We start from the raw sequence: 9,336 nt of genomic DNA on the forward strand, positions 1-9,336 counted from the left end.
GATACTTTGTATCCACGGTAGGGATAAACGAAGAACAAATACGAAAATATATAGATATGCAGGGAAAAGAAGATTTGGGGCGAACAATGAAATTGTTCGTATAGAAAGAAACCCCGGGCGTAAGCCCGGGGAGTTTCATACCCGGCGGGATTTGATAAAATAAAAATATGAAGAAGAAGATTTTATTTTTAACAGCCGGGCTGCTTATTTTATTGGGGGTGCTATACGCCCCGTTTATGCGCTTGTATGTAAAGCATAAAATGGCCCCGCTGACAGACTTGCTGGCCTCTCCAGACACCCGAAACTATACCGATGGGTACCGCCCGCCAAGCACGCGTTTTTTACACGCGGTAAATACTGTGTACCGCGCTAAGACAAAAGACGACAAATATCCCGGTTACGAGATAGACATTATCCGCAATGCGCAAGGCAACTTAGTTGTTGGGCACGACGAAGACTCTATTCCTTACGCCGTTACGCTGGCGGAGATTCTTTCCGTACTAAAAGCGCCCCAAAACAAAACCTATTGGCTGGACTTAAAAACCACCCTTACCCAAGCCGATTTACAATACTTCCGCTCCTTGGCGCAACGCTTTGGCCTTGCCAAAGAACATTTTATGTTTGAAACCCCCGCGGGAGAAACCGCCAAATTATTAAAGAAGTGCGGCCTTCCCATTCTTTTGCAAATACCGGACGGATTTGCTGAAGACAACCATAGCGCTGCAAAACGCGCCCAACTTAACCAACTGCTTGCCGGCCAATTAAAAGAATATCAACCCCAAGCCGTCGCCGCCAGTTTTGGCAAATATAAGTATTTACAAGCCTATTTCCCCAATATTCGCAAAGCGATCTATTATTCAACCACCAAACGCCCCAGCTTAAAAAAGACTTTCTTACAGCAAGCGTTTGATAAAGACCCTTCCGTTATTATTTTTATGACGGACGAATACACTTTTTAATTTGTTTATGGAGATTTAATCTATGCAAACACACATCACCCGCGCCCAAGCGCTGGAGTTACTAAAAAAATACAATCAAGAGCCTTTCCACCTGCAGCACGCGCTGACGGTGGAAGCCGTTATGCGCTGGTACGCGCAGGAGTTGGGTTACGCCGAAGAGGCGGATTTTTGGGCGCTGTGCGGGCTGTTGCATGACGTGGACTTTGAAAAATATCCCACCGAGCACTGCAAAAAAGCGCCTGAGCTGCTGGCTGAAATCCAGGCGGAGCCGGAACTGGTGCGCGCCGTCTGCTGCCACGGCTACGGCCTGGTAACGGACGTAAAACCGGAACACGAAATGGAAAAAGTGCTTTTTGCCGCGGACGAGCTGACCGGCCTGATTGGCGCGGCGGCGCGCATGCGCCCTTCCAAAAGCGTGCAGGATATGGAGCTGGCCAGCTTAAAAAAGAAATTTAAAGATAAAAAATTCGCGGCGGGGTGCTCGCGCGATGTCATTAAACAAGGGGCCGAAATGCTGGGCTGGCAGTTAGACGCCCTGCTGGACAAAACCCTATGCGCCATGCGCGCCTCTGAAGAGCAAATAAAGCAAGAAGAAGCTAAATTATAGCCCCTTTACGGCAAATAAAAACCCTGCCAAAAGGCAGGGTTTTTGTTTGCAAGTACGGGTTAAAACTCTTTTTCCAACTCGGCAAAAAACTCCGTAGCTTTTACCGGAAAATACAAATCGCTGATTGTATCCGTAAAACTGGAGGGGAGGGTGTTCACCTCTATAATTTTGGCGCCGTTTTGCTTGGAGTACAAAGGCAAACTGCAAGCCGGCATTACCTGCCCCGCCGTGCCTACAATGATAACAGCGTCCGCGGTTTGGGCCATTTCTAAGGAATTTTGATACGCTTTGGGCGGTATGCCTTCCCCGTAGAACACAAAATCCGGCTTTAAAACGGCCCCACAAAAACAACGAGGGGGAACTTCATCCAAATTTACGTCCTCCAGCCGGTATTTGCGCAGGCAGGACGGGCAGGACAGCGTGTGTATCGTGCCGTGAAACTCCTGTACGTTTTTAGAGCCCGCCGCTTGGTGAAGACCGTCTATATTTTGCGTAATCACGCCGTTTAAAAAACCTTTTTTCTCCAAATCCGCCAACACTTGGTGCGCTTTGTTGGGCTGGGCCTGGCCCATGCTGGAAAAGAAGATTTTTTTCATTTCCTGCCAGGACTCTTTGGGGTGGGCGTAAAAGAAATCAATTTCTATAAATTTAGGATCATACTGCGTCCATAGCCCGCCTTTGCCCGTAAAGGGGGGGATGCCGCTTTCCACGCTGATTCCCGCCCCCGTAAACGCCACGGCGCCGGTGGCGTTTTTAATAATATCCGCCGCTTGTTTTATATTTTTCATAAAAGTATTGTATAAAAAATTTCCCGCCGCAAACTAATAACAAAAACGCCTTGCCCGCCCCCGGCAATGTTTGCTAGTATTCAAAACGAGGAGGGCCTATGTTTCCCCGCGCCAAAAAATTTATCTATAATACCCTGCAATTTAACAATAACAGCAAATTAACCACGGCTCTAAACACGTTTATCATCATTTTAATTCTGCTCAGCGTGCCCATAGACGTGCTGGAAAGCGTAAAAGACGTACCCGCCTATATCAAGCGCATTACCTATCATACCGATTTATTTATCAGCCTTGTTTTCGCGCTGGAATACGCCCTGCGCGTCATTACCTGCACGCAGGACCCGCAATACGCCCGCCCCATAGCCGGGCGCATTAAATACATGCTTACACCTTTAATGATTATTGATTTGCTGGCCATTTCCCCTTTTTATATTTTGGGAACCGGCATGGTGCGTATGCTGAGGGTGTTTCGCATTTTTATGCTGATGCGCTATACCAACGCCATACAGCTGATGAACGCCGTGGTGGAAAAAAAGAAGAGCGAGCTGCTTATCTGCGGCGCGTTTTTGCTTATGCTGTGGATTTGGAGTTCCTTTATGATTTACCGCGTGGAGCACCTTGCCCAACCCCATCATTTTGCAAATATGGTGGACGCGATGTGGTGGTCTTTGCAAACTTTCACCACGCTGGGCTATGGGGATTTGGTACCCGTTACGCTATACGGCAAAATCATCACCGCCGTTACGGTTTTTATGGGACTTGTACTTTTTGCCATATTAACGGCCTTGCTGACGGGGGGGATTGTGCAGGAGTTTCAAAAATACGAACACAAGAAAAATCCTCCGCAAATTTAATACCTACAACATAATGGTTGTACGCAAGCCGGCCGCCGCCGCAAAACGGCGGCCTTTTTGCGCCGTTTTGGGGTAAAGCTGCACATCGGGGCTGAGGCTTATCCAGGGGGTAATATTCCACACCCATTGGAGTTCAAAAACGCTTTCCCTCTTTTGAGATAAATGATTTCCCCACGCTGAAGGATTCAACCGGTTGAAAGCAACGCCCAGCAAAATAATATCTTGCGCGTTTAAGCCAAACGGGTCTTTTAAACCCGCTCCCGCCGCAAAAGAACGGGAAACGGCGGCAACATCCCCGCCGGAATAATTGCCCCGCGCAAATACCACCCATTTATCCGCCAGCGGCTGCTGGAGGCTTAGGCTAAAACCGTTGGAGCTTTCCTCCTGCCCGCGCACGGAAGGTTGGTGATAGTACAAAAAATTATAAAACCCGCCGTTTTTTTCCGTTAGGCTAAGGGCGGTAAAAAACGCGTATTTCCCGCTGAAAGCTTGGTCTAGGCGGATATCTTGGCCGGATAAATTGCTTGCGTCCTGATAGCCGGCGGACAGGCTCCATCCCCCGTAAGAGGCCTGCCCGTACGCCCCCACGCTGCTTGACGGATAAACGGAAGACAAATCTTGCGCAAACGAGGCGTTCATAAGAGAGGTCTGCTGATTCCCCAAATAAGAAGTGGAATCAAAATTTCCTATGGAAAACTGCCCTGCGGTAAGTGACAGCCAATCCCATTTACCGGGCAAAGTATGGGTATAAGTAAGCTGGGAAAAGCTTTCCGACCCGGTTAACCCGTCATTTATGCCCGCCGCCGCCCCTATGCGCCGCTGCAGCTGGAAGGCTTCTGTCCCCCAATAATGCACCAAGGTATAGTTTGCGTTAATTACGCCTTTCCCCCAAGACCCGCCGGAAAGAACATTCCACTGCACAAACGGGTAATATATTCCCTGCACAGCCGTCTGCTTGCCGGAGGAGGACACCCGCTGCAACGCATAAGAAATATCCACCCCCGCCTGTATATTAAATTTTGTTTGCGCCTCTTTTAACCAAGCAGAATAAGCGCTCCATAAGTTGCCTCCCTCCTGCCCGCGCGCGTAGCGGCGGTGCCGCAAACGAAGCTCATGTTGGGAGGAACCCGCCCCCGCGTCGTACGTCTGCGCGGCGCACAGGCACACCCCCGCCAAAAGACAGCCGCCCCCTAAAAAAAGCGCTTTTAAATAAAATAAACAAGTTTTCCACATATATTTTGTTCGTTTAACCATAAAGAAAACGGTTTAATACAGCCAACCCCGGTAATAAGATATAATAAATGAACAACCGTTTTGCAAGCGCGGCCCAAGCGCGCCGCCTTTACAAGATACATAAACAAGGAGTTCTTATGCAAATTGCCTTTTATATTTTAGCCGCTTTAGCCGTTACCGCACTGGCCTTTTTTATCGGATACAAACTGGGGGCAAAACCCTCCGCCCAAGCCGCCCAAAACGCCGTTAAAGCGCAGCTTTACGAAGAAGAAAAAGCCAAATCTTCCCGCTTGGAAGAGGAGTTAAACTCCCAGCGCGCCGCCTTGCGCCAAAGCGAACTGGCCAAGGCCGATTTAGACGCCCGCGCCGACGCGTTGCAAGACGCGATAGCCAAGCAAAAAGAATTTTTTGAAAAAATACAAGGGGAAACCAAAAACGCCATTAAAACCATGGCGGCGGACGCCTTGAAAGAACAACGCACGGAACTCATTAATAAAAATACGGATTTGTACGCCCCGTTAAAACAAAAGCTGGAAGAATTTACCAAACAAATAGGGGATTTGCGCAATGAAAGCACCTCCCGCCACGGGGATTTAAAACACGCGCTGGAACAAACCCGCCAAATGAACGACGCCCTGGCTAAAGAAGCCAAAGATTTGACCGAAGCCCTCAAAAACCCAAAAATGCAGGGCAACTGGGGGGAAATGATTTTGGAAAACGTCCTTACCTCCGCCGGGTTGGCGGAAGGGAAAGACTATGAAAAACAGGCTTTCTTAAGGGGGGAAGACAACTCCCGCAACTACCCAGACTTTTTAATCCGCCTTCCCCAAGGCAGAACGGTGGTTATTGATTCTAAAATGTCTTTAGTCAATTACAAAAACTGGGCCGTAGCCACGGACGAAGCCGAAAAAGACCGTTTTTTAAAAGCTCACGTAAAAGACGTGCGCGCCCATATAGACGAACTTGCCGCCAAAGAATACCAAAACCTGCTTAAAGAACGCGGGTTAGACTTTGTATTTATGTTTGTTCCCATAGAATACGCTTATTTTGCGGCCTTGCAGGCGGACCCGGAACTAAACGAATACGCGCGCCAGAAAGGGGTGTCCGTGGTAACGGCTTCCAATTTATTTGCCGTTATGCAGGTGGTGGAAAATTTATGGCGCATGGAACGCACCAATAAAAACATGGATAAAATACTGGCCCTGGGCGCGGAAATGCACCAGCGGGTCAGCCGGTTTGTGGCCCGTATGGAAGACATCAACACCAAACTATCGGCTACCCGCAAATCTTACGATGACGCCATGACCTCTCTTACCGGCAATGTAGGCATTATTAAATCCGCCGTTAAGCTGGAAGAAATGCAAATAAAACACGCGCGCAGTCTTTCCGGCGCGCTGAGCGACGAGGCTCCCCTCCTTTCCCAACAAAAATAGTACATATAAAAAAAAATTTATAGAATATACTAAACTAAAAATAAATAGGAGACAAACACATGAAAAAACTATTATGCTTAAGCGTCTTGGCCGCTATGTGCGTAGCGGGCTGTGCTTCCACCGGCACATCCTCTTCCGCATCTTCCGCCAACCAAATGTTAACGCTGGACGAAGCCTTGCAAAAATCGGCTGAAACCCGCCAGAAATTAACGCAGGCTAAAGAGTCTTACGAGGCCGCCAAATCCGCCGCCAACAGCTCTGCCGCCAGCACCGCGGCCGATTTAGGCAAAGCCGCCTTACAGCAAAAAGTAGACGATACCAAAGCTAAAATTGAAGCGGAAAAACAAGCTTGGAAAGATGTGCTTAACTAATAAGCCTCTTTTAAAAACATACCCCGGTATTACGCCGGGGTTTTTTATTTTAAATGAATTCAGATTTTGCCCACAAACGGCCTGCGTGTTAAACTATCCGCAGTGATGGCATACACAAACGGCCAAAATGAGAACAAAACCGCTGATAAGACCTGCATATATAAAAAACCCCGCCAACGGCGGGGTTTGTGAATTAATCTTCAAGTTCCGGCGGTGGGGGAGGAGGCAATATTTCTCCTTCCGGGCCAGCCGGGCGATGATGTTTACGAATGTGTTTCTTGCCCGGCCCTTTTTTGCCGGCGGGAGGAGGAGGCATCAATTTATCTTTAAACAAGATTTTCAAATCGCCGTCCCCATCCAATACGGCTTGGGTCTTTTCTTCCATCCAAGAAGCTTTGTCTTTCTTCGCTTGGGAAAGTTCTTTTTCCATTTTGTTCAAACGTTCTTCAAAGTTATTTAACATTTTCTGTTTGAACGCTAACTGGTCTTCGCGGATTTTCCCCACCAGCTCAGCCAATTCGGCTTTGGCTTTTTCGGCCTTTTTGCTGCCGGGTTTAGCCTTTTTATACTCTTTTACCAGCTTCTCCACTTGCTCACGGGTCTTTTTAAACTGCTCATCCCGTTCTTTGCGCTCTTTGCGCATTTCTTCGCGTTTGGCTTTATCCGGGCCGGCTTTTACTTCCTGGCGTTGTTTAGGGGCAGGGCCCTCTGCTTTAGAATTGTCCCCCGCAAATGCCGGCGCAAATAAGCTAAGCGCAAGCATCATAATCATCCATTTTTTCATGTAGTCCTCCTTAGAACTCTGCTTCCAGTTGCGCCAAGTCTGACGCAAAAGTTTGGTATTCTTCATCCAAATTAGCCGCCATATAGGCGATCACTTCTTGGCTGTCATAGCCTGGGCGGTGTTCCAACATCCAACCGCCGGTAAACAAACCAACTGCCAGCACGGCCGTAAGTACGCCGCCCCACAGGGGTTTGAATGCACCCAGCCATTTATAGGCCGGGGCCCGGCGGGTTGTTTGGGCAAATACGGCGTCCACCAACTTCGCCGGGGCCGCAGGTGCAAGTAGGGCAGCCTGCTGGGCCTGCATAAATTTTAATTCCGCGCGGCACTGGGCACACTGCTCTAAATGCTGGCGGAAAGAATTTCTTTCCTGCTCGGGCAGTTCTCCATACGCATACAACATCACTTTATCGCACGGGTTCATATACAACCTCTCTGTTCTTAAGCAAAATATGCTGCAACTTCTTTATGGCTCTGTGTCCGGTTACTAATACCGTCCCCAACGGCAGATTTAACGTTTCGGCTATTTCTTTAAAAGACATATACTGCCGCAAGTAAATAATTTCCCGTTGTTTGGGCGGTAACGCCTCTGAGGCGCGCCGTATTTCCTGGGCCAGCTCGGCCCGTTCTAAAATTTCCAGCGGAAGCTCTTCCCCGGAAGGCAGAATCTCATGCAAAGGTTCTTTGCCTTCTTCGTCCGTCTGGTCTAAAGAAAACAGCGGGTCACGGTCTCTGAAATAATTCAACACCCGGTTTCTTGCCAAACGGAAGAGCCATGCTTTAAACTTTCCCTGGGCCTGGTATTTTGAAACGTTTTTATAAACGCTTAAAAACACTTCCTGAAACAGGTCCCCGGCGCAGCCTTCGTCCCCCGTCATTACCAATATATATTGGTATAAAGAGTTCTTATAACGCAGGACCAACTCTTCAAAGGCTAACTCATCCCCCCGAACAAAATCCAACACCAACTCATCATCTGTTAATGCGTTTCTTTCATTGGCCATATTTTATAACCCTATAAGTCGCTTTTTTATTACATTAATTTTTGGATATATAAAAAATTATAAAATTTTCTTTGTCATGCTCAAATAAAATTTATATAATTTATAGGTTGTGTTTTTAGGAAGAGATAAAAAAGGCCTATGCTGGTTATGGGTCTTTTGTCCCTTGTAGAAATAGAATATAAGTTTTATTATTTAAGTATGAAACAAACCACCTTATCCCATAGACGTATTTCTTTTTACATGCTAATTAACTTTAGCATGTATATGCGTATGCATCAATGCGGTGGTTTGGTAAAATAGTGTGTATCGTTTTATTTATTAAACCCCGCTCCGTGAAACTAAGGAAGCGGGTTTTTTTATTAATGTTCTAAATATCAAGGTAAATTAACACCATGCAAAAAATCATAGCCGTTTTAGTAACCATATCTCTTCTTATAGGAACTATATCTCCTTCCGTGGCGTACGCCCAACAAGATGCCGCAGCCCAGCGCGCGCGGGTAAAAAGCGTTTTGGAAGAGGCGGATTTAAAAGCAAAAAAACAACGTGTCGTTACGGTGGGGGAAATACGCCAAGCCGCCCAGGCGCTCTCTGCGCCTGAGGACGCTCCCGCAGATGAATACCAAATCTACAAAACGCTCTATTTAGAGATATTAAATAACCTCAAACAAAAAGCCTTGCTTGAAAACCCTGCCCAAGCGGCCCAAATTCAACAAGCCGTTAAAGACTGGCAGGAAGAAGCCAAAATACAAGAGGCTTGGAATACATTTAAAAACTCTTCGGACTATCAAACCTGGCAAAAGGAAACGGAAACAGAAAGCAGAAAATACTTATCTTTGCTGTCTTCCGCCGCTGTTATTTATGCCCAAAAGAACCCAAAAGCAGGCGCCCAATTATTGGCGCAAACTCTGCCTGTTTTTGCGGCGGCAGGCGCAGTAAGCCCAAATAACAAACAAAAAGCCTCCCAAATTTTAAGGGAGAGCATTAAATCCGGTCAGAAGAGTTGTGGCGGGGTAGGTTTAATAAGCGGGGTAAAGGCACGTTTTGGGTATGACGGAGACGTTAAGGAGCAGGGTGCGGCGTGTCAAAAGGTATTAGAGCAGGTGGCTGCGTTAAGCGTACTTGGGGCGGACGGGAGCAAAGGGAGCAACGCGGACACGGAGGCGTTGGGTGATTTATTAGATTATGGATATAACGGGGTAATGGGTCCCGCGGTGATCATGACGGTAAGCCAGGGCTTACTAGCTATGAACGGGGAGCGGGAGTTGACGGCTCGTTTAGTAAAGATAAGCCGCCAGATGCCGGA

The 9,336-nt window shown here is 47.7% G+C and carries 11 protein-coding genes; 6 read left to right on the plus strand and 5 right to left on the minus strand.

The annotated features are described in order from the left end of the window. Positions 1 to 167 precede the first annotated feature (167 nt). Together ACQY33_RS06195 and ACQY33_RS06200 are read left to right on the plus strand one after the other, a co-directional pair. Positions 168 to 959 carry a hypothetical protein gene (locus ACQY33_RS06195; protein ID WP_428074987.1) on the plus strand — a complete coding sequence of 264 codons (792 nt, stop codon included), beginning with the start codon at positions 168 to 170 and terminating at the stop codon, positions 957 to 959. A 22-nt stretch (positions 960 to 981) separates the two neighbouring features. Next, the gene (locus ACQY33_RS06200; RefSeq protein WP_428074989.1) at positions 982 to 1,566 is read left to right on the plus strand and encodes an HD domain-containing protein; all 585 of its coding nucleotides are present in this window, start codon (positions 982 to 984) and stop codon (positions 1,564 to 1,566) included. 59 nt (positions 1,567 to 1,625) lie between these two features. Here the strand turns inward: ACQY33_RS06200 and ACQY33_RS06205 are convergent, their stop codons facing one another. Beyond that, positions 1,626 to 2,354, minus strand: coding sequence for an SIR2 family NAD-dependent protein deacylase (locus tag ACQY33_RS06205; RefSeq protein ID WP_428074991.1), 729 nt, complete (start codon positions 2,352 to 2,354; stop codon positions 1,626 to 1,628). Positions 2,355 to 2,452: 98 nt separating this feature from the next. On the opposite strand from ACQY33_RS06205, the gene ACQY33_RS06210 reads away from it, so the two are divergent. Next, positions 2,453 to 3,208, plus strand: a complete 756-nt coding sequence (locus tag ACQY33_RS06210; RefSeq protein ID WP_428074993.1) for an ion transporter — start codon at positions 2,453 to 2,455, stop codon at positions 3,206 to 3,208. Positions 3,209 to 3,211: 3 nt separating this feature from the next. On the opposite strand, the gene ACQY33_RS06215 is transcribed toward ACQY33_RS06210, so the two are convergent. Next, the gene (locus ACQY33_RS06215) at positions 3,212 to 4,441 is read right to left on the minus strand and encodes a carbohydrate porin (protein ID WP_428074995.1); all 1,230 of its coding nucleotides are present in this window, start codon (positions 4,439 to 4,441) and stop codon (positions 3,212 to 3,214) included. A 137-nt stretch (positions 4,442 to 4,578) separates the two neighbouring features. Here ACQY33_RS06215 and ACQY33_RS06220 point away from each other — a divergent pair, with 137 nt between their 5' ends. Further along, the gene (locus ACQY33_RS06220) at positions 4,579 to 5,874 is read left to right on the plus strand and encodes a DNA recombination protein RmuC (protein WP_428074997.1); all 1,296 of its coding nucleotides are present in this window, start codon (positions 4,579 to 4,581) and stop codon (positions 5,872 to 5,874) included. Positions 5,875 to 5,933: 59 nt separating this feature from the next. Further along, on the plus strand, positions 5,934 to 6,245 hold the full coding sequence (locus ACQY33_RS06225; RefSeq protein ID WP_428074999.1) for a hypothetical protein: 312 nt from the start codon (positions 5,934 to 5,936) through the stop codon (positions 6,243 to 6,245). A gap of 193 nt (positions 6,246 to 6,438) precedes the next feature. Here the strand turns inward: ACQY33_RS06225 and ACQY33_RS06230 are convergent, their stop codons facing one another. From ACQY33_RS06230 to ACQY33_RS06240, 3 genes are read right to left on the minus strand one after another with little or no spacing between them, the layout of a single operon-like run. After that, the gene (locus ACQY33_RS06230) at positions 6,439 to 7,029 is read right to left on the minus strand and encodes a hypothetical protein (RefSeq protein ID WP_428075001.1); all 591 of its coding nucleotides are present in this window, start codon (positions 7,027 to 7,029) and stop codon (positions 6,439 to 6,441) included. 10 nt (positions 7,030 to 7,039) lie between these two features. After that, positions 7,040 to 7,453 (minus strand): anti-sigma factor family protein, encoded by a 414-nt coding sequence (locus ACQY33_RS06235; protein WP_428075003.1) that lies wholly within the window; start codon positions 7,451 to 7,453, stop codon positions 7,040 to 7,042. Then, on the minus strand, positions 7,437 to 8,033 hold the full coding sequence (locus ACQY33_RS06240; protein ID WP_428075005.1) for an RNA polymerase sigma factor: 597 nt from the start codon (positions 8,031 to 8,033) through the stop codon (positions 7,437 to 7,439). Before ACQY33_RS06240 ends, ACQY33_RS06235 begins: the two co-directional genes overlap by 17 nt. A gap of 392 nt (positions 8,034 to 8,425) precedes the next feature. On the opposite strand from ACQY33_RS06240, the gene ACQY33_RS06245 reads away from it, so the two are divergent. Continuing rightward, positions 8,426 to 9,336: hypothetical protein (locus tag ACQY33_RS06245; protein WP_428075007.1), on the plus strand; the 911-nt coding region annotated here is incomplete at its 3' end.

The sequence above is a fragment of the Candidatus Avelusimicrobium aviculae genome (genome assembly GCF_949292495.1).
In the GTDB taxonomy this organism is placed as follows: domain Bacteria; phylum Elusimicrobiota; class Elusimicrobia; order Elusimicrobiales; family Elusimicrobiaceae; genus Avelusimicrobium; species Avelusimicrobium aviculae.